The organism is Actinosynnema sp. NPDC059797, assembly GCF_042732085.1.
Taxonomy (GTDB): Bacteria; Actinomycetota; Actinomycetes; order Mycobacteriales; family Pseudonocardiaceae; genus Actinosynnema.
In genome coordinates this window covers 137,709-156,027 of record NZ_JBHWIE010000002.1, presented here as the reverse complement: position 1 = coordinate 156,027, position 18,319 = coordinate 137,709, and the positions used below count along the sequence as shown (strand labels likewise).

The following is an 18,319-nucleotide window of genomic DNA, read 5'->3' as shown; positions in this document are numbered from 1 at the left end:
TGTCCAGTAACAATCTCAAAGGAATCCTCTTGACGAGGATCATAAATTTACTGGCTATTCGGCACGCTGTTGAGTTCTCAAAGAACACGCGCTCACCATCGTGTCCCGCGTCTTACCGCGGTTCATTCCGGGGCTTTGTGTTTCCGGTGTTTCGCTTGTGTTTGAAGCTTAGCTCGTTCGTTTTCGCGGTGTCAAATCGGCCGGTTCCGGCTTCCTCGGCTCCGCGACGTCCTGAAACGCGCTTCGCATTCAATTTGCTTTGTCTTCCAGAACCGAGGCAGCACGTCGTGCTGCTTGTTCGCTTCTGGGAGCTTGCCGCCGCAGTACTCTACCCGGCCCGATTCGCGGTGTCAACCGCTCGTTCCGGGGTCTTCCTGGCGACTCGGCAAAAGGTACTCATGACCTTCGGCCAAGTCAAATCGCCTGGTCAGCGGGCTGCCGGGCGGGCGCGGGGGCCTGCCGGGCCGGGCTCTTGGCGGTCACCGGCCGGGGGCGCAGCCACAGCGAGATGGTCCGCAGGCCCTCCATCGCGGCCACGATCTGCTCCGGCGACGCCGCCTCGCGGGTGGCGACCGGCACCAGGTCGTAGCCCCAGATCCGGAACTCCTTGAGGACCGTGACCGGATCGTCGCCGAAACCACGCGTCGCCGAGGCCGAGAACTCGATGAACACGTGCGGGCGGTCCCGGCGCAGCAGGCGCACGAGCCCGGCAAGCGCGCGGTGACCGCGACCGGGCGCGTCCACGCGGACGACCGAGAGCTTGCGGCCCTGGAGGTCCGGCACCGCCTCCAGCTCCTTGTCGAGCCGGGTGGCGCGGACCTTCGCGACGTCCTCCGGGGCGTCCTCGGGCAGCGGCGCCACCGACACCCCGCCGGTCAGGGCGGGCTGGGTGACGAGTTCCCCGGTGGTCTCCCACGCGGCCGCGTCCACCAGGACCAACTGCTGCGCGACGCGCTCGGGCAGGTTGACCTCGACGTTGTGCTTGAGCAGCGCCCGCGCGGACGGGCACGGCTCGACCGCGACCACCGCGCCGCCCGCGCCGAACCGGCTGAGCATGCGCACGGTCTGGTAACCCACGTACGCGCCGACGTCGAGGAAGATCCCGTCCGGCTCGACGACCTCGTCGATCAGCGCCGACAGCCCCGGCTCCCACACGCCGTTGCTCGACAGCAGCGGCAGCATGAACGCGTCGTCGGACGGCAGGCGCAGCAGGCCGACGTCGGTCAGCACCAGGGAGCTGCGCGGCACCGCGTCGCTGTGCCGCTCGTGCTCGCGGACGACCACCCGGCGCAGGGCGTCGGCGGTCTGCTGGGCCTGGTTGGCGGCGCGCAGCCCGGCGTCGAGCCTGGAGTCGCGCTCGCGCAGCACGTCGACGACCTTGGACTCCAGCGAGTCGATGCGGTCGAGGGTGCGTTCGAGGGCGACGGTCAGCTTGTCGATGCGGTGCGCGAGCGCGTCGCCCTGCTTGGCGCGCTTGCCGGCCTCCGCGACCAGCGCATCCTCGATCTCGCGGAGCCTGCGGCCCTGCCCGGCCATGTCCGCGCGGACCCGGACCACGCCGTCGTCGACGCCGACGAGCTGGTCGGCCAGGTGGCCCTGGTTCTCGGCGTGCTGCTCCAGCTCCGCGCGCAGCACCTCCAGCTCGCCCAGCCCGATGCCGGTGGAGATGTCGTCCTGGCGGCGGACCAGCTCGGCCACGGTGCGCTCGACCCCGTCGACCAGGGAGCCGAGCACGTCGCGCATGTGGTTGTCGTAGTGGTCGAGCACGCGCAGGACCATTTTGCGCAGCTGCGGCGCCATGGGCGTGCGGCTGGCGACGCCCACGTCGGGCTGGCGCAGCAGGGCGTGCTTGGCCGAGTGCAGCGCGGTCATCGGGTCGACGGTCGGCGTGGTCTTGGGCCGGCGGGCGCGCCAGGTCCGGTAGGCGTGCTCGACGCGTTCGCGCAGCACGTCGCCGACCGCGGCGGTGCTGCGGGTGGCCCGGACGCGCTCGCGGCCCTTGAGCCCGATGGCCTCGGCGGCGGACCGGTCGTCGGCGATGGCGCGCAGGAACTTGGCGGCGGCCTGCACGTCGGGCTCGACGCCCTGGCGGCACGGCACGAAGATCACCGAGTTCTTGTCGAACAGCTCCGCGACCGCGCCGTGGTCGGAGGTGAGGATCGGGGTGCCCGCGGCCGCGTGCGCGCCGAGGGTGTGGGCGATCCGGTCGTCCGCGCCGCCGCGGTGCAGCTGGACCAGGCAGTCGACGTGGTCGAGGTCGTCGACGAGTTCGATGCGCGGGTCGGCGGCGGTGGCGAGGCGCAGGCGCTCGGCGGCCTCCGGGTGGGCTTTGGCTTCGCGGACCTCGATGCGGAGGGTGATGTCCGAGCGGTCCGGGAACGCGGAGAGGAACGCGGAGACCGCGCCGAGGACGTTGCCCTCGCGGTCGATCGCGTGGTCGGCGACGGCTCCGAAGATCACGCGTTCGTGTGGTTCGGGTTCGCGCGTGTCCACCTCGGCCACGGGCAGCGGGAGGACGCGGGCGACCGGTCCGCCCTGGCGCTCGCGGGCCGCGCGGGTGGTCTCGGAGGGGACCCAGACCTCGTTCGCGCCGCCCGGCTGCTCGTCGTCGAGCAGGTAGTCGACGACGAAGCGGCTGTCCGGGACGGGTTGCCTGGTGCCGACGCGCACCACCACCGGGTAGCCGGCGGTGGTGGAGGTGGGCAGGCCGGAGGCGCGGGCGGCGTCGTGGACGAGCTGCGCGACCGGACCGGTGCCGAGGACGGTGACGCCGAGCTGGTCGTGCAGGACGGGCGCTTCGGCGCGCGACCTGGGCACGGCGGCGGCGGGCAGGCGGCCGGACGCCACGCCGACCCCGGCGCACCAGTCGCGGAACGCCTTGCCGTCCGCACCGAACGGGTCGGGGAACTGGGTGCGGAGCGCGAGGTCGGATCGCCAGAGCGCGACGGCCCAGCGGGTGCTGCCGGGCAGGTCGGGGACCGGTTGGCAGGCCCAGGCCACGAACGCCGCCCCGCCGTCCGGGCCGAAGGCCGGGGGTGGGGTGGGGATTCGGCCGGGCTGCTCGGCCGGCTCGGACGAGGAAGCGGCGGGAACCGGGTCCTCGTGTGCCGGGGCTTCGGCGGAGGGGTCCTCGGCGACCGGCGCATCCGTGGCAGGGGCCTCGGAGGGCAGGTCTTCGGTGGCCGGGGCCTCGGCCGCTGGGGTCTCGACCGCCGGAGCCTCGGCAGCTGAAGTCTCGACAGCTGAAGTCTCGACAGCTGAAGTCTCGACAGCTGGAGCCTCGGGTGCCTCAGCCTCGGGTACCGGGGTCTCGATGTCCTGAGCCTCGGTGGCAGGGGTCTCGGTGGCAGGGACCTCGGCTGCGGGAGGTGGCGGGGCGGGGTGCGGGCTGCCGCCGGCGTAACCGTTCACCTGGCCGTTGACGTGGCCGTTGACCGATGCCCACGAGGCGTCGGCCACCCCGGCGGGCTCCTCGTCGAACTCGACGGCGGGCTCGACGGCGGGCTCTTCGGCAGCGGCTTCCCCGGCGGCTTCCTCTGCGGCGGCTCCCTCGACCGCCCGGTCCGGCGTCGCCGGCGCGGTCCACGCCTCCGGGCTGAAGGCCGAACCGGGTTGGGCGCGGGCTTCTTCGCGGTAGTCCGCGCGCAGCTCGTCGGGGATCAGGGTGCCGTCCGCGAGCTGCCCGAAGCCGTAGCGCACCCGCTGCGGCGAGTGGCCCTTGCGGATCAGGTCGGCGCGGTACGCGGTGCACAGCTCGGCCAGGTGGGGGTGCTCGGACAGCAGCACGCGCGGCCGGTCGGCGAACTCCGCCGACAGCAGCCACGGCCGCTGGGGGTCGAAGCCCGCGAAGTGGACGGTGCGCAGCGGTTCGCCCAGCGTGGTGAGGGTGCCGTCGTCCTGGCGGTGCAGGGTGCGCTGCCCCGCGTTCCACGCCGACAGCCCCACGGTCGCGTTGCGCAGGACGTGCAGGTTGACCAGGGCCGGGGCCATGTCGAGCACGGCCTTGGTGGCGTCCGGCACGCGGCGCAGCTGCTCGGCCAGCGAGCGGAGGAACGGCTCGGCGCCCGGCGCCACCAGCAGGAAGCCCGGGTCGAAGACGCCGGTCTCCAGCAGCTCGGCGGGCGTGGGCCGCAGGCCGTCGTCCGGGAGGGGGCGCAGGGCCCTGGGCAGCAGGACCAGCGGTCCGCGCCCGACGGCGTCCAGGACCAGGTCCGTCAGCGGCCGCAGGACCTTCACCCACGGGTCCAGGTACAGCACCGGCACGCCCTGGCCCAGCAGCTGCTCCAGCAGCACGGGCCGCAGCAGGCCGCACAGCTGCGCCGCGGTGCAGCCGGTGGCCAGCTCGGCCAGCTCCTCGGCCGGCACGCCCAGGTCGGCCGGGGTGACCAGGCCGGGGCCGGAGTGCTCGGGCAGGGCGTCGACCACCAGGGCCAGGAACCTGGCCTCGGGGTGGGCGGCCAGGAACGAGCTGGACAGCACCTTCACCGCGGGCAGCTCGGCGGCCCTGGCCACCGTGCACGCGATGAACGCAGGACGGGTTTCCGATCGCGCGGGCACCTCGGTCACGGTCTGCAAACCTAGCTTCTCCGAGTGCTCGGTGCGCACCACCCGCACGGGAGCTCCCCTCACAGGACCGGCAACAGGGTGCGCAACTCGTACGGCGTCACGCTGCGCCGGTACGCGTCCCACTCGGTGCGCTTGTTGCGCAGGAAGAAGTCGTACACGTGCTCGCCGAGCGCTTCGGGCAGCAGTTCGGAGTTCTCCATCTCGACCAGCGCCTCGCCCAGGTTCTGCGGCAGGTTGTCGTACCCGGCCGCGCGCCGCTCGCGATCGGTCAGCGACCACACGTCGTCCTCGGCGGGCGGCGGCAGCTCGTAGCCCTTCTCGATGCCCTTGAGGCCGGCGGCCAGGATCACCGCGTACGCCAGGTACGGGTTGCACGCCGAGTCCAGGGACCGGATCTCCACCCGGCGCGACGAGGACTTGCCCGGCGAGTACATCGGCACGCGCACCAGCGCCGACCGGTTGGCGTGGCCCCAGCACACCGCGGTGGGCGCCTCGCCTCCCACGATCAGGCGTTTGTAGGAGTTCACCCACTGGTTGGTCACGCCGGAGATCTCGCGGGCGTGCCGGAGCAGGCCGGCGACGAACATCTTGCCGGTGTCCGAGAGCTGGTAGGGGTCCTCGGCGTCGTAGAACGCGTTGCGGTCGCCCTCGAACAGCGACACGTGCGTGTGCATCCCGCTGCCCGGCTGGTCGGTGAAGGGCTTGGGCATGAACGAGGCGCGCACCCCCTGGGTGATCGCGACCTCCTTGATGACGTAGCGGAACGTCATCACGTTGTCGGCCATGGTCAGCGCGTCGGCGTAGCGCAGGTCGATCTCCTGCTGGCCGGGCGCGCCCTCGTGGTGGCTGAACTCGACCGAGATGCCCATGGCCTCCAGCGCCTCGATGGCGTGGCGCCGGAAGTGGGTCGCGGTCTCGTGGCTGGTCTGGTCGAAGAACCCGCCGTTGTCGGCCGGCACCGGCTCGCCCCCGTCGTCGGGGAGGCTCTTGAGCAGGAAGAACTCCATCTCCGGGTGCACGTAGCAGGTGAACCCGGCCTCGCTGGCCCGCGCCAGCGAGCGGCGCAGCACGTGCCTCGGGTCGGCCCACGACGGCGAGCCGTCCGGCATGGCGATGTCGCAGAACATGCGGGCGGAGTAGTGGTTGTTCTCCGCGGTGCGCCAGGGCAGGACCTGGAACGTCGACGGGTCGGGCTTGGCCACCATGTCGGACTCGTACACGCGGGCGAAGCCCTCGATCGCGGAACCGTCGAAGCCGATGCCCTCGTTGAAGGCGCCTTCGAGCTCCGCCGGGGCGATCGCGACGGACTTGAGGAAGCCCAGGACGTCCGTGAACCAGAGCCGGACGAACCGGATGTCGCGTTCCTCTAGGGTGCGGAGCACGAACTCCTGCTGGCGGTTCATGGGACGAAGCCTAGGTAAGAGCGGCCGGCCGTGCGTGGCCGCCTCGCCGGTACGCGCCTGCCCAGTCGCACCCGGCGAGCTTACCCGCAGGTCAAGGGCTTCCGCCCGTGATCGCCGGTGCGGGGTGGGCGGTGGCTCTACGATCTGCCCATGTTCCCTCGACGCGCCCTGGTCGGGTCGCTCCTGCTCGCCCTCGCGGCCGGCTGCACCTCCTCCGGTGACGGCGGCGGGCTGCCGGCCGGGTCCGAGGTGCTCGACGGGGCGGCTGCGGGCATGAGGTCGGTGAGCAGCACGCACTTCGTGATCAAGGTGGACGGCGAGCTGCCGGACGTGCCGGTCGAGGACGCCGAGGGCGACCTGAACGCCGACGGCCAGTCGAAGGGCCGGGCCAAGGTCGAGCAGTTCGGCCAGCTGATCGAGGTCGAGTACGTGCTGGTCGACCAGGACCTGTACTTCAAGGGCCCCACGGGCGGGTTCACCAAGCTGCCCGCGGCGCTGGCGGGCCAGGTGTACGACCCGACCGCGATCCTCGACCCGGAGCGCGGCGTGGCCAAGGTGCTGACCGACGCGCGCGACGAGAAGACCGTGAGCGCGGACGACGGCGTCACGGTGGTCGAGGCGACCGTGCCCAAGGACGTCGCGGCGGGCCTGGTGCCCGGGATCGACGCGGACGTGGCGTCCCGGTTCTCGGTGCGCGAGGACAAGCTGGTGAACGCGGTGTTCACGCTGCCGGGCGGCGCGAAGGTCACCATCGACCTGTCCGGGTTCAACGAGCCCGTCTCCGTCTCCGCGCCCGAATGAGGGCGGGGAGCGCCCCCGCGTCGCGCCGGCTGGCGATCGGCGCCGGGGCCGGTGCGGTGCTGCTGGGCGCGCTGGACGCGTACGTGGTCGTCGGCGTGCTCGTGGACATGGTCCGCGACCTGGGCATCCCGGTGAACAAGCTGGAGCGGGCCACGCCGGTGGTGACCGGGTACCTGCTCGGGTACGTGGCGGGGATGCCGCTGCTGGGGCAGCTGTCCGACCGGTTCGGGCGGCGGCTGGTGCTGCACGCGTGCCTGGCCGGGTTCGCGCTCGGGTCCGCGGTGACCGCGCTGGCGGGCGACCTGCCGCTGCTGGTGGCCGGGCGGGTGGTGCAGGGCCTGGCCGGCGGCGCGCTGCTGCCGGTGACGATGGCGCTGGTGGCGGACCTGTGGTCGGCGGAGCGGCGGGCCTCGGCGCTGGGCGTGGTCGGCGCGGCGCAGGAGCTGGGCAGCGTCCTGGGCACGCTGTACGGCGTCGGCGTGGCGTCGCTGTTCAACGCCTGGTCGGTGGCGGAGTCGCTGGAGCCGCAGAGCTGGCGGTGGGTGTTCTGGGTGAACCTGCCGCTGGCGGCGGTGGCGTCGGTGGTGGTGCAGCGGACCGTGCCGCGGACGGGGCGGACGGGCGTGCGGGTCGACTTCGTCGGCGGCGCGCTGCTGGCGCTGTCGCTGGGCCTGGTGGTCGTCGGGCTCTACAACCCGGACCCGTCGCGGGCGGTGCTGCCGCCGTGGGGGTGGCCGGTGCTGGGCGCGTCGGTGGCGGTGTTCGCCGCGTTCCTGTGGTGGGAGCGGCGGTCGCCGGTGCGGCTGCTGGACCCGGCGGGCGTGGAGTGGCGGCCGTTCCTGGCGTCGCTGGGCGTGTCCCTGGCGGCGGGCGCGGCGCTGATGGTGACCCTCGTGGACGTGGAGCTGTTCGCGCAGACGGTGCTGCGGCGCGACTCGGCGGCCGCGGCGGCGATGCTGGCCAGGTTCCTGGTCGCGCTGCCGGTGGGCGCGCTGGTCGGCGGGTGGCTGGCCGGGCGGGTCGGCGACCGGTGGGTGTCGTTCACCGGGCTGGTGGTCGCCGGCGCGGCGTACCTGCTGATCGCGCGGTGGCCCGCCGACGTCACGTCGTTCGTGGTCGGGCGCGACCTGGCGGTGGCCGGGTTCGGGCTGGGGCTGGTGATCGCGCCGGTGTCGGCGGCGGTGCTGCGGGTGGTGCCGGCGGCGGAGCACGGGGTGGCGTCGGCGGCGGTCGTGGTGGCACGGATGACCGGGATGCTGGTGGGCGTGGCCGGGCTGTCGGCGTGGGGCCTGCACCGGTTCCGGGAGCTGACCGCCGACCTGGACACGCCGCTGCCGTTCGGGAGGTCGGCCGAGGAGTTCGCCGCCGCGGCGGCGGCCTACGAGCGGGCGCTGACCGGTGCGCTGCTGACCGAGTACCACGAGATCTTCCTGATCACGGCGGTCGTCTGCGGGGTCGGGGCGCTGGTGTCGCTGCTGCTGCCGCGGGCGGCGCGCTGAGCCTGCTGCTCGCCGGGCCGGGTTACTCGTCGGCCTCGACGAGGATGTCCCCCTGGGTGATGACCTTGGCCTTGATGTCGTCACGGGGGGCGTCGCACTTGTCGGGCGAGTCGTTCGACGGGACGCCGTAGGCGCTCAGCTCGTCGGTGGGCGCGCCGTCGCCGGTCGGGCCGTTGTCGCGGACGAAGAACTGGCGGTGGGTGCCGCCCTCGCTGCCCACGTCCTTGATCTTGAAGATGGCGGCGTTGCCCTTGACGCTCACGCAGGTCACCCCGCCCAGGCGTTCCTTGACGCCCTCCCCGGTGTTGCGGAACAGCGCGAAGCCGCTCGCCTCGCCGCCCTCACCCTCGCCGCCGAACACGGCGAAGCCGAATTCGGTGCCCAGGGCGCTGATCCCGCTGCCGCCGATGAACGCGTCCCGGGGCGCGGGCCGGGGGGAGGCCGAGCCGCTCGCCGGGAGCAGGGCCGTGGCGACGGCGGTGGCGGCGGCGATCGCGGCGATCTTCTTCAGCATGGCGTCCTCCCGAGGGTCCGAACCCGTCACGAGCCCGTTCGCCGACGTCGGGGCCCGTGCGCTCGACCTTGGCAGGGCCGGCGGGGGCGGCGTCGGGAGGCAGGGGGCAAACCACACGAAGGAGTGCCATCCCTCTTCCCGCCCCGACCCGCTTTGAAAGAGCGGAAGGGCAGGGACGGGAAGAGGAGGTCAGTGATGAAGTTGATGATGAGGTCGGTGGTGGAGAGGTCAGCCCTCGCGCCAGCCGCTCGTGATCGGCAACCGGCGGTCGCGGCCGAACGCCTTGAAGGTGATCTTGGTGCCCGGCGGGTACTGGCGGCGCTTGTACTCGGCCCGGTCCACCATCCGGAGGACCTTGTCCACCAGTTCGTGGGAGAAGCCCATGGCGATCAGGTCCCGGTACCCCTTGTCGCCCTCGACGTAGTCGTCCAGCACCGAGTCCAGCAGCTCGTAGTCCGGCAGCGAGTCGGTGTCGACCTGCCCCGGCCGCAGCTCCGCCGACGGCGGCTTGCTGATCGAGTTCTCCGGGATCGGCGGCAGCTCGCCCAGCTTCTCGGCCTCCGCGTTGCGCCACCGCGCCAACGACCAGACCAGCGTCTTGAGCACGTCCTTGATGGGCGCGAACCCGCCGACCGCGTCGCCGTAGATGGTCGAGTAGCCCACGGCCAGCTCGGTCTTGTTGCCGGTCGCCAGCACCAGGTGCCCCTGCTGGTTCGACAGCCCCATCAGGGTCACGCCGCGGCACCGGGCCTGGACGTTCTCCTCGGCCAGCCCGGTCAGGCCGAGCTGGTCGACGAACACGTCCACCATGCGGCCGATCGGCTGCACCGAGTAGTGCACGCCGGTGCGCTGCGCCAGGTCCTCGGCGTCGGACTTCGAGTGCTCCGACGAGTACGCCGACGGCATCGACACGCCGTGGACGCGGTCGGCGCCCAGGGCGTCCACCGCCAGCGCGGCCACCACCGCCGAGTCGATGCCGCCCGACAGGCCGAGCACCACCGACTGGAACCCGTTCTTGTGCACGTAGTCGCGCAGGCCCGTGACCAGCGCGTACCACACCTCGGCCTCGTCGGACAGCGGCTCGGCGGGCGCGGGCGCGGGCAGCGGCTCGTAGGCGGGCAGCGGGTCCTCGGACAGGGTCCGGCGGCGCACCGCGAACCCGGCGAAGGACCCCTCCTCGCGGGACGCGCCGCCCGGCAGGTCGAGGTCGAGCACCACCAGGTGCTCCACGAACTGCGGTGCGCGCGTGACCAGCGCGCCGTCCGCGCCGACCACCATCGTGTCGCCGTCGAACACCAGCTCGTCCTGGCCGCCGATCAGGTTGACGTACGCCAGCGGCGCCTTCGCCTCGGCCGCGCGCCGCGCCACCAGCGGCAGGCGGGCGTCGTCCTTCTTGCGCTCGTAGGGCGAGGCGTTGGGCGAGACCACCAGGTCCACCCCGGCCCGCCCGAGCGCGGCGACCGGCCCGCCGTCCTGCCACAGGTCCTCGCAGATGACCATGCCCACCTCGAGGCCGTGGACGCGCACCACGTCCAGCTCCTCGCCCGGCGTGAAGTACCGGCGCTCGTCGAACACGCCGTAGTTGGGCAGGTGGTGCTTGTGCTGCCGGGCCACGACCCGCCCGCGGTGCAGCACGGCGGCCGAGTTGCGCATCCCGGCGGCGTCGCGGTCCAGGTAGCCGACGAACACGACCAGCTCGCCGCACCCGGCCTCGTCCAGCGCGCCGGCCAGCCCGACCAGGGCGTCCTTGGACGCCTCGGCGAACGACTCGCGCAGCGCCAGGTCCTCCACCGGGTACCCGGTCAGCACCATCTCGGGGAAGACGGCCAGGTGCGCCCCGGCCTCCACGGCCTTGCGGGACCAGTCGACGACGAGCTGGGCGTTGCCGGCCAGGTCGCCGACACAGGCGTTGACCTGGGCGAGGGCGAGTCGGAGCTGAGGCATGGGTGCATTCTCGCTCACCCGACGAGCCGGCGGCGGGCGTTGTGGCCGACGAGTCACACCTACGATCGACACGTGCGCCGATCCCTCCTCGTGCTCCTGGTCCTGCCGGTCCTCGCCTCCTGCACGTCGGTGGTGGCCGGTTCACCCGCGGCGGGGACCGTGCTGGAGCGGAGAGGGCCCGCCGGCGCCGTGCCCGCCGGGCTGGAGCGGTACTACGGGCAGGAGCTGGCCTGGGAGGACTGCGACGGCTACGCCACCAGCGGCGCCTCGGTCACCCTCCTGAAGAACCGGCCGGAGTTCGAGTGCGCGCGGCTGGAGGTGCCGCTCGACTACGACGAGCCGGACGGCGAGGTCGCCCGGCTCGCCCTGCTGCGGCAGGCCGCGAGCGGTGAGCGCACCGGGTCGCTGCTGATCAACCCGGGCGGTCCCGGCGCGTCCGGGATGACCGCCGCCGCGAGCCTGGCCGCCTCGGTCCGCTCGTCGCCGGTGGGCGAGCGGTTCGACCTGGTCGGGTTCGACCCGCGCGGGGTCGGCGCGAGCGAGCCGGCGGTCCGGTGCCTGACCGACGCCGAGCGCGACGCCGAGCGGCTCGACGTCGACGCGGACACCTCGCCGGAGGGCATCGCGCAGACCGAGGCGGAGAACCGCCGGTTCGCCGAGAAGTGCGCCCAGGCCAGCGGCACGGAGCTGCTGGCCAACGTCGGCACCCGCGACGTGGTGCGCGACCTGGACGTGATGCGGTCGGCGCTGGGCGACGAGGAGCTGACCTACCTGGGCTACTCCTACGGCACCCAGATCGGCGCGCAGTACGCGCAGGAGTTCCCCGGCAACGTGCGGGCGCTGCTGCTCGACGGCGCGGTGGACCCGGAGCAGGGCCTCGCGGAGTCGCTGATCGCGCAGGGCGCCGGGTTCCAGAAGGCGTTCGACGCGTTCGCCGCGTGGTGCGCCGGGCAGTCCGACTGCGCCCTGGGCGACGACGCCTCGAAGGCCAACCAGGCGTTCCGCGACCTCGCCGTGCCGCTGATCCAGCGGCCGGTGCCGGCCGGCGACCGGCAGCTGTCCTACACCGACGCGACCTACGGGACCCTCAAGGCGATGTACTCGCAGGAGCTGTGGGAGCCGCTGAACACCGGGCTGACCGAGCTGAAGAGCGGTCGCGGCGACGTGCTGATGCTGCTCGCGGACGCCTACTTCGAACGCGACCAGCAGGGCCGCTACAGCTCCGTCAACGACGCGTTCACCGCGGTCAACTGCGTGGACCAGCCGCCGATGACCGACCGGGCCGCGCTCGCCGACCTGGCCCGCCGGTACAAGGAGGCCGCGCCGTTCCTGGACGACGGGCAGCCCGCGGCGGCGGCGCTGGACGCGTGCGCGTTCTGGCCCGTGCCGCCGACCGCGGAGGAGCCCGAGCCGGTGTCCGGGCTGCCCCCGGTGCTGGTGGTCTCCACGACCGGCGACCCGGCCACGCCGTACGACGCGGGCGTCAGCCTGGCCCGCGAGCTGGGCGGCGGGCTGCTGACGTTCGAGGGCAACCAGCACACCGTGTACCTCCAGGGCAACGCGTGCGTGGACGCCGCCGGGCACGCCTACCTGGTCGACCTGGCGCTGCCCGCCGAGGGCACGCGCTGCTCCTGAGCCGCCTCAGGCGTCGACCGACGCGCTCCAACTGGCCAGCAGCTTGAGGCGTTCCTCGGACGGCGAGCCGACGCGGGCGGTGTAGACCGCGAGGGTCAGGTCCGGGTCGCCGGACGGCTTCAGGGCCTCGTAGTCGAGGTCCAGGTCGCCCACGACCGGGTGGTGGATCAGCTTGGTGCCGTGGGTCTTCTCCATGACCTTGTGCTGCGCCCACAGCTTGCGGAACGTCTCGTCCTTCACCGCCAGCTCGCCCACCAGCGCGGCCAGCCGGGCGTCGTCGGGGTAGCGGCCCGCGTCCAGGCGCAGGAAGGCGACCATGTCGGCGGCGACCGCGGGCCAGTCCCGGTAGAACGTGCGGGCCTCGGGGCGCAGGAACGTGTGCTTGGCCGAGTTGAGGTCCTCCGGGCTCGCCTCGTCGAAGCCGTACAGGGCGCCCGCCAAGGGGTTCCACGCCAGCACGTCCGACCGGCGGCCCATGACGAACGCGGGCACGTCGCCGACCATGTCCAGCAACCGCCGCAGGCCGGGGCGCACGCGCTGGGGCGCCGGCCGCTTGGTCGGCGTGGGGCGCACGAGGTTGCGCAGGTGGGAGCGCTCGGTCTCGTCCAGGCGCAGGACGCGGGACACCGCGTCGAGCACCGCGTCGGACACGGACGGGGTCCGGCCCTGCTCCAGGCGCATGTAGTAGTCCACGCTCACGCCGGCCAGCATCGCCAGCTCCTCGCGGCGCAGGCCGGGTACCCGCCGCCGGCCACCGGCGGGCAGGCCGACGTCGTCGGGGCGCACCCGGGCCCGGCGGGTGCGGAGGAATTCGCCGAGGTCGTGGTTCACCCCTCCAGTATGGGTGCGCCGGCCCCGCCCAACCTGGGTACTGCCAGACCCAGGGAACGCGGTACCGGGGTTGAGCGGTGCCTCTCGTAACGGGCCCGACCAGCGCCAATGTTGTTGCCATGACCTACGACCTGAACAACCGCACCGCCGTTGTCACCGGCGCCGCGAGCGGCATCGGCGCCGAGATCGCCCTCGTCCTGGCCCGGTCCGGGGCGAAGGTCGCGCTGCTGGCCCGCCGGGCCGAGCGGCTGACCGAGCTGGCCGGGAAGATCGAGGCCGAGGGCGGGCGCGCGCTCGCCGTGTCGGCCGACGTCACCCAGGACCTCGCCCCGGCCGTCGAGGCGGTCCACGCCGCGTTCGGGCGGGTGGACCTGGTGGTCAACAACGCGGGCGTCATGCTGGCCAACCCGATCACCGCGGGCCGCGACGACGAGTGGCGGCGGATGATCGACACCAACGTCTCGGGCCTGCTCAACGTGACCCGGGCGTTCACCGACGACCTGGTGGCCGCCGGGCGCGACGGCGCCGCGGACCTGGTGAACATCTCGTCCGTGGGCGCGCACAGCACCTTCCCCACCTACGCCGTGTACGTCGCGACCAAGGCCGCGGTGACGCACCTGTCGGCGAACCTGCGCACCGAGTTCGGCCCGCTGGGCGTGCGGGTGACCAACGTCGAGCCCGGCCTGGTCAGCTCCGAGCTGGGCGACCACATGGACAACCCCGAGGTGGACGCGCACCTGGCGGCGTGGCGGGAGCAGGTGCCGCCGCTGGACCCGGCCGACATCGGCGACGTGGTCGGGTTCGCCACCAGCCGGCCCAAGCACGTCAACCTGCGGCAGTTGATCGTGCTGCCGACCGTGCAGGTCTGACCCGGAACCCGCGGGGCCCGTCGACTACCGGTCGGCGGGCCCCGTCCTGCGCTTGCGGTAGGCGCGCTGCTGGCAGGCGCGGGAGCAGTACGCGCGAGGCCGCCCCGAGGCGGGCTGGGTCACCGGACCTCCGCACACCCGGCAGATTTCATCACGAGTTACATCACGCTTTTCGACGAGCAGCCCGATGCCGTCGAGCAGCCGGGCCAAGCCGAACTCGAACGACTCCGGCTGGTCGAACCCGCCCGCCTCCCACAGCGCCGTCAGCACCGGGTAGCGGTCGAAGCGGGCGAACAGCGAGTCGCGGGCGCCCCACCACTCGTCGTCGGCGACGCCGGTGCCGCGCTCGGCCCGCACCGCGTCCGCGAGGCTCCTGGCCTCCGCGTCCAGGAAGCGGCTGAGCAGCCCGACCGACGCCACCACCTCGGTCGGGGCAAGACCGGTGTCGGCGAGGATGCCGAGGGCGTGCTCGTAGTGGGCCACCGCGTTCGGGCCGGGCACGCGGCGGTTGACGGGCACCTCGGCCAGCCACGGGTGCCGCCGGCGCACCTCCCAGCCCTGCCTGGCGAACGCCTCCAGCCGAGTCCGCCAGCCACCCGGACCACTGCCGCCCGGCTCACCACGGCCCGACTCGGCAGCCCCCGCCCCATCTCCGCGCGGCCCATCCCCGCGCAACCCATCCCCGCGCAACCCATCCCCGCCTGCGGCACTCCCGCCCGCACCACTCTCACCTGGGCCGTTGGCACCTGCGCCGCCCCCGCCCGCACCATCGCCACTCTCGTCGCCCCCGTCCGCGCCGTCGGCACCCGCGCCATCGCCGCCTTGCCCCGCCCCGCCTTCCTCCACCCCGTCTTCCTCCGCCCCGCCCACGGGCACCTCCCCCAGCACGGCGTCGCACATGAGGTCGACCAGGTGGTCGCGGCCGGGCACGTGGCGGTAGAGCGACATGGTGGTGAAGCCCAGCCGCTCGGCCACCTTGCGCATCGACAGCCCGGCCAGCCCCTCCTCGTCCGCCACCGCCACGGCGGCGCCCACGATCCGCGCCAGGTTCAGCGCGGGCCGCTCGCCCCACAGCAGCTCGACGCCGAGATCCGGGTCACCCGCTTCTCCCATGCCGCACCTCCGGCGGCCATGATATACATCCCTCTTGTTTATGCCGTAAACAGACGGGAGCAATCATGGCCGAGTTCTACGTCTCCCCCACCGGGGACGACGCCGCCGCGGGCACCGCCGCCCGGCCGTTCGCCACCCTGGACCGCGCCCGGCGGGCCGCCCGGGAGGCGGGCGGCGGGGTCGTCCACCTGAGAGCGGGCACGCACCGGCTCACCGCGCCGCTCCGGCTGACCGAGGCCGACTCCGGGGTCGTCTACCAGGCGTTCGGCTACGGCACCGACGCCCAGGAGGAGGTCGTGGTCAGCGGCGGGCGCCCGGTCGGCGGGTGGCGCGAGCGGGACGGCGTGCTGCTGGCCGACGTCGGCGACCTGGTCACCCGGCACCTGACCGTGAACGGCGGGCGGGTCGAGCGGGCGGGCGTCGACGGGCTGCCCGGCCTCGTGCGCCGCACCGACACCGGTTACGTCACCGACGTGCCGCTGGACTGGGTGAACCACGCGGGCGTGGAGTTCGTGCACCGGGGCGTCTACCCGTGGACCGAGGCCCGGCTCGCCGTCGCCGCGCTCGCCCGGGACGGGGGCTCCACCGGGATCACCATGGCGCAACCCGCGTTCGGCTGGTCCCTGGAGGTCTACCGCTCCGAGTGGGAGGGCCACCGGACGACCGGCCCGGACGCGCCGACCAGGGTGGAGGGCGACCCCTCGTTCCTGGCCGAACCGGGCACCTTCGCCCTGGACCGCTCGCGCCCCGGCCGGCACGTCCTGCACTACCTGCCCCGCCCCGACGAGCAGGTGGACGCGGTCGCGCCCGAGCTGGAGGCGCTGGTGCACGCCACCGGCGTGCGGGACGTGGCCTTCCTCGGCCTGGTGTTCGCCGACACGACGTGGCTGCGGCCCGGCGGCGAGCGCGGGTTCCTGCACTACCACGCCGACGGCTGCTACGACGGCGGCGCGATCGGGAAGGTCGTGGTGGGCGAGGGCGCGTGGCTGACCGTGCCGGAGGAGCAGGTCCGGATCCCGGCGGCCGTACGGGTCGAGGACGCCGCCGGCGCGCGGTTCGAGGGCTGCCGCTTCACCCGGCTCGGCGCCTCCGCGCTCGGCGTGACCGGCGGCGCGGACGTCGTGGTGCGCGGCTGCGACTTCGACGACCTCGGCGCGTCCGCCGTCTCCGTCGTCGGCGCGCGGGACGTGCTCGTGGAGGACAACCTGGTGCGGCGGGCGGGCCTGGACCACGCCGGCTCGCCCGGTGTCTCGCTGCTGGACACCGAGCGCTGCACCGTGGCGCACAACGAAGTCCGTGACGTGCCTCACAACGGCATCGCCGCGGGTCCCGGACGCGGCACCCGCGTGCTGCGCAACCACGTCACGGGCTCGATGGGCGCGCTGGCCGACGGCGGCGGGGTCTACCTGTCCGGCCCGCAGGGCGACGACGCCGACAGCGGCGCGCTGATCAGCGGGAACGTCATCGAGGACACCCGCACGCCGTACAACTTCGGCCTCTACACCGACTACGGGGCCACGTGGGTCGTGGTCGAGGGCAACGTGGTCGCCCGCGCCGACAACACCTCCGTGCTGCACGTCAGCCCGCCGCTGGAGCACGTCGCCTACCGGGGCAACTTCTTCGACGCCGACCCGGTGGGCGCGGACGCCGTGCCCGCGGGTGTCTCCTACGCGGGCAACACCACGATCACCGACCCGGCCGCGCTGGCCGCGGCGACCGCGGCCGTGCGGGCGCGGGCCGGCCTGATCACGGCTCGACGCGGCTCTTGAGCAGGCAGAACTCGTTGCCCTCCGGGTCGGCCAGCACGTACCAGTCCACGTCGCGCTGACCCACGTCGACCTGCCGGGCGCCGAGCGCGAGCAGCCGCTCCAGCTCGGCGTCCTGGTCGCGGTCGGTGGCGTTGACGTCGATGTGCAGCCTCAGCTTCTGCCGCTTGGCCTCGTCGACCGGCTCCAGGATGATCGTCGGGTAGTTGCCGCCGTCGCGGCCGATCTCCAGCACACCCTCTTCCCGGCTCAGCACCTCGTAGTCGAGCACCTCGCACCAGAAGCGGGCGAGCGCTTCGGGATCGTTGCAGTCCAGCACGAGTTCGGTGATCCGGCACGCCATGCCGTGTGAAGCTACTCGCACTCCTGGCACATTGCCTTTCGGCGGTGTCACGCTGGGCCCCGTAACCGTGCAACGACGCCCGGGGACCCGCGACGGAGCAGGCCCCGAGGGAGGACGGTCGAAATGGCTTCCGCCGAGGTAACCGCCCCTTACGGGAACGGGGCGTCAGGCGCCCCGACCGGAAAGCGGGTGCGGATCCACCACCTGCAGGCGATGAAGGACCGCGGCGAGCCGTGGCCCATGCTCACCGCCTACGACATGTACACCGCCGAGTTGTTCGACGAGGCCGGGATCCCGGTCCTGCTGGTCGGCGACTCCGCGTCCAACAACGTCTACGGCTACGACACCTCGCTGCCGGTGACCGTGGACGAGCTGATCCCGCTCGTGCGCGGCGTCACGCGGTCGGTGAAGCAGGCGCTGGTCGTGGCCGACCTGCCGTTCGGCTCCTACCAGGTGTCGGTGGAGCAGGCCGTGGCGACCGCCGTGCGGTTCATGAAGGAGGGCCGCGCGCACGCCGTGAAGCTGGAGGGCGGGCGGCACTTCGCGCCGCACGTCGAGGCGATCGTGCGGGCGGGCATCCCGGTCATGGCCCACATCGGCTTCACGCCGCAGAGCGAGCACCAACTCGGCGGGTACCGGGTGCAGGGCCGCAACGACGCGTTCGACTCCGTGGTGGCCGACGCGCGCGCGGTCCAGGAGGCCGGGGCGTTCGCGGTCGTGCTGGAGATGGTGACCGCCGAGGTCGCCAAGCAGATCACGCACGACCTGCGCATACCGACCGTCGGCATCGGCGCGGGCCCGGACACCGACGCGCAGGTGCTCGTCTGGCAGGACATGATGGGCCTGCGGCGGGGACGCGCGCCGAAGTTCGTGAAGCGGTACGCCGACATGGCGGGCGTGATGGTGAACGCGGCCCAGCAGTTCGCCGCCGAGGTCAAGGGGCACCGGTTCCCCGGTCCCGAGCACACCTTCCACTGAGCGCGGGCGGGGCCGCCCGGGACGCGGCGGCCCCGAACCCCGTGTGATCCACTTCGC

General features: G+C 73.3%; 13 protein-coding genes. 6 read left to right on the top strand and 7 right to left on the bottom strand.

All coding sequences use genetic code 11. The features are described from left to right. Positions 1-414: 414 nt before the first annotated feature. Positions 415-4,614, bottom strand: a complete 4,200-nt coding sequence (locus ACFV4N_RS01625; protein WP_499670547.1) for an FkbM family methyltransferase — start codon at positions 4,612-4,614, stop codon at positions 415-417. Between the two features lie 11 nt (positions 4,615-4,625). Further along, positions 4,626-5,969, bottom strand: a complete 1,344-nt coding sequence (locus tag ACFV4N_RS01620) for a glutamine synthetase family protein (RefSeq protein ID WP_499670546.1) — start codon at positions 5,967-5,969, stop codon at positions 4,626-4,628. A gap of 150 nt (positions 5,970-6,119) precedes the next feature. Here ACFV4N_RS01620 and ACFV4N_RS01615 point away from each other — a divergent pair, with 150 nt between their 5' ends. Next, positions 6,120-6,770, top strand: coding sequence for an LppX_LprAFG lipoprotein (locus ACFV4N_RS01615; protein ID WP_499670545.1), 651 nt, complete (start codon positions 6,120-6,122; stop codon positions 6,768-6,770). Further along, the gene (locus tag ACFV4N_RS01610) at positions 6,767-8,269 is read left to right on the top strand and encodes an MFS transporter (protein ID WP_499670544.1); all 1,503 of its coding nucleotides are present in this window, start codon (positions 6,767-6,769) and stop codon (positions 8,267-8,269) included. The genes ACFV4N_RS01615 and ACFV4N_RS01610 overlap by 4 nt, the downstream gene beginning before the upstream one ends. A 22-nt stretch (positions 8,270-8,291) precedes the next feature. On the opposite strand, the gene ACFV4N_RS01605 is transcribed toward ACFV4N_RS01610, so the two are convergent. Both ACFV4N_RS01605 and ACFV4N_RS01600 read right to left on the bottom strand, forming a co-directional pair. After that, positions 8,292-8,783 carry a hypothetical protein gene (locus ACFV4N_RS01605; protein ID WP_499670543.1) on the bottom strand — a complete coding sequence of 164 codons (492 nt, stop codon included), beginning with the start codon at positions 8,781-8,783 and terminating at the stop codon, positions 8,292-8,294. A gap of 228 nt (positions 8,784-9,011) precedes the next feature. Then, positions 9,012-10,727, bottom strand: a complete 1,716-nt coding sequence (locus ACFV4N_RS01600; protein WP_499670542.1) for an NAD+ synthase — start codon at positions 10,725-10,727, stop codon at positions 9,012-9,014. Positions 10,728-10,799: 72 nt separating this feature from the next. Here ACFV4N_RS01600 and ACFV4N_RS01595 point away from each other — a divergent pair, with 72 nt between their 5' ends. Further along, positions 10,800-12,362: an alpha/beta hydrolase gene (locus ACFV4N_RS01595; RefSeq protein WP_499670541.1), complete on the top strand. Its 1,563-nt coding sequence runs from the start codon at positions 10,800-10,802 to the stop codon at positions 12,360-12,362. 6 nt (positions 12,363-12,368) lie between these two features. On the opposite strand, the gene ACFV4N_RS01590 is transcribed toward ACFV4N_RS01595, so the two are convergent. After that, positions 12,369-13,193 (bottom strand): helix-turn-helix transcriptional regulator, encoded by an 825-nt coding sequence (locus ACFV4N_RS01590; protein ID WP_499670540.1) that lies wholly within the window; start codon positions 13,191-13,193, stop codon positions 12,369-12,371. 119 nt (positions 13,194-13,312) lie between these two features. On the opposite strand from ACFV4N_RS01590, the gene ACFV4N_RS01585 reads away from it, so the two are divergent. Continuing rightward, positions 13,313-14,062, top strand: coding sequence for an SDR family oxidoreductase (locus ACFV4N_RS01585; RefSeq protein ID WP_499670539.1), 750 nt, complete (start codon positions 13,313-13,315; stop codon positions 14,060-14,062). Between the two features lie 24 nt (positions 14,063-14,086). On the opposite strand, the gene ACFV4N_RS01580 is transcribed toward ACFV4N_RS01585, so the two are convergent. Beyond that, positions 14,087-15,175, bottom strand: a complete 1,089-nt coding sequence (locus tag ACFV4N_RS01580; RefSeq protein ID WP_499670538.1) for a TetR/AcrR family transcriptional regulator — start codon at positions 15,173-15,175, stop codon at positions 14,087-14,089. Between the two features lie 65 nt (positions 15,176-15,240). On the opposite strand from ACFV4N_RS01580, the gene ACFV4N_RS01575 reads away from it, so the two are divergent. Beyond that, positions 15,241-16,944 carry a right-handed parallel beta-helix repeat-containing protein gene (locus tag ACFV4N_RS01575; protein ID WP_499670537.1) on the top strand — a complete coding sequence of 568 codons (1,704 nt, stop codon included), beginning with the start codon at positions 15,241-15,243 and terminating at the stop codon, positions 16,942-16,944. Here ACFV4N_RS01575 and ACFV4N_RS01570 read toward each other — a convergent pair. Beyond that, positions 16,922-17,284: a VOC family protein gene (locus ACFV4N_RS01570; RefSeq protein ID WP_499670536.1), complete on the bottom strand. Its 363-nt coding sequence runs from the start codon at positions 17,282-17,284 to the stop codon at positions 16,922-16,924. The genes ACFV4N_RS01575 and ACFV4N_RS01570 overlap by 23 nt on opposite strands. A gap of 123 nt (positions 17,285-17,407) precedes the next feature. Here ACFV4N_RS01570 and panB point away from each other — a divergent pair, with 123 nt between their 5' ends. Beyond that, positions 17,408-18,262, top strand: a complete 855-nt coding sequence (gene panB / locus ACFV4N_RS01565; protein WP_499670535.1) for a 3-methyl-2-oxobutanoate hydroxymethyltransferase — start codon at positions 17,408-17,410, stop codon at positions 18,260-18,262. The last annotated feature ends 57 nt before the right edge of the window (positions 18,263-18,319 follow it).

Excerpts from the sequence above, each read along its gene's own strand:
- ACFV4N_RS01620 (WP_499670546.1), bottom strand. The coding sequence starts at position 5,969 with ATGAACCGCCAGCAGGAGTTCGTGCTCCGCACCCTAGAGGAACGCGAC.
- ACFV4N_RS01615 (WP_499670545.1), top strand. The coding sequence starts at position 6,120 with ATGTTCCCTCGACGCGCCCTGGTCGGGTCGCTCCTGCTCGCCCTCGCG.
- ACFV4N_RS01610 (WP_499670544.1), top strand. The coding sequence starts at position 6,767 with ATGAGGGCGGGGAGCGCCCCCGCGTCGCGCCGGCTGGCGATCGGCGCC.
- ACFV4N_RS01605 (WP_499670543.1), bottom strand. The coding sequence starts at position 8,783 with ATGCTGAAGAAGATCGCCGCGATCGCCGCCGCCACCGCCGTCGCCACG.
- ACFV4N_RS01600 (WP_499670542.1), bottom strand. The coding sequence starts at position 10,727 with ATGCCTCAGCTCCGACTCGCCCTCGCCCAGGTCAACGCCTGTGTCGGC.
- ACFV4N_RS01585 (WP_499670539.1), top strand. The coding sequence starts at position 13,313 with ATGACCTACGACCTGAACAACCGCACCGCCGTTGTCACCGGCGCCGCG.
- ACFV4N_RS01580 (WP_499670538.1), bottom strand. The coding sequence starts at position 15,175 with ATGGGAGAAGCGGGTGACCCGGATCTCGGCGTCGAGCTGCTGTGGGGC.
- ACFV4N_RS01575 (WP_499670537.1), top strand. The coding sequence starts at position 15,241 with ATGGCCGAGTTCTACGTCTCCCCCACCGGGGACGACGCCGCCGCGGGC.
- ACFV4N_RS01570 (WP_499670536.1), bottom strand. The coding sequence starts at position 17,284 with ATGGCGTGCCGGATCACCGAACTCGTGCTGGACTGCAACGATCCCGAA.
- panB (WP_499670535.1), top strand. The coding sequence starts at position 17,408 with ATGGCTTCCGCCGAGGTAACCGCCCCTTACGGGAACGGGGCGTCAGGC.